Below are 1,044 nucleotides of genomic sequence, written 5' to 3'. Positions count from 1 at the left end.
GTGCGCCACGAAAGTGTGCGTGAGTAACAAGAATTACTCGGAGCAACTATGCTATACAAATGATGGTGGAAGACCCACCGGACTCGCCATACAGGTGGAGGGTTCAAACAACCTTAAGGTGCTGCAAGCAAAAGTTGTGGTATTGAGCGTTAAGGAAAAGGCAATCTAGAATTGTCATGTAGGTGTTATGGAGATGAGAGATCAAGCGAATCACTGACGAAAACATCGAAAGCGTATAGATTCCATCAAAACTAGGGGGTAGTCGTTAACCTAGGATAAGTTTAGAGGAAACCTGTTTACTGTCTAAACGGTGGGCGGTGTAAAGGTGGCATGAACATAACACAGGCGTTTGTATGGAACGTGGGAACCCACGGGCTGATGATAAGGGAGTACTACAAGTGGAAGAACCATAAGTAGAGAGTACCAATGCAGTCATGGGGACAGATTGGACAGTAGTAGTGAAGAAGTTTCTGTAATGGAAATGGAGTGAAGGGTCCAAATCATTTCGTTTTAAGGATAAGTCAACTTTGAAAGGAGGAGGAACTTATGCAAGAAACAAAACCGTTTAGTATTTCAAAGAATGCCTTCGTAAAGGCGTTCGAACTGGTAAAAGCAAACAAAGGAGCACATGGGGTTGATGAACAAACGATAGAAGAGTACGAGAAAGATTTGAAAAACAATCTATATAAACTGTGGAATCGTATGTCATCAGGAACATATTTTCCAAAACCAGTAAAAGCAGTAGATATACCAAAGAAGAGCGGAGGAACAAGAACACTTGGGATACCAACAGTAGAAGATAGAATAGCACAGATGGTAGCAAAGTTGTATTTTGAACCAAATGTAGAGAATATCTTTTATGAGAATTCTTATGGGTATCGACCAAATAAATCGGCAATACAAGCCATAGAAGTGACAAGGAAACGCTGTTGGCGAAAAGCTTGGGTGTTAGAATTTGACATAAAAGGACTTTTCGATAACATACGTCATGATTATCTAAATGAAATGGTATCGAGGCATACAAAAGAAGAATGGATAAAATTA

The 1,044-nt window shown here is 40.1% G+C and carries 1 protein-coding gene; it reads left to right on the top strand.

The genetic code is table 11. From position 1 onward, the window contains the following. Window positions 1–546: 546 nt before the first annotated feature. On the top strand, window positions 547–1,044 hold a 498-nt coding region (locus EDD63_RS11515; RefSeq protein ID WP_243833777.1), incomplete at its 3' end, for a reverse transcriptase domain-containing protein.

This window comes from Breznakia blatticola (assembly GCF_004365815.1).
GTDB lineage: Bacteria > Bacillota_I > Bacilli_A > Erysipelotrichales > Erysipelotrichaceae > Breznakia > Breznakia blatticola.
The sequence above is the reverse complement of the archived record's forward strand: the minus strand, read 5'-3'. Positions and strand labels throughout refer to the sequence as shown.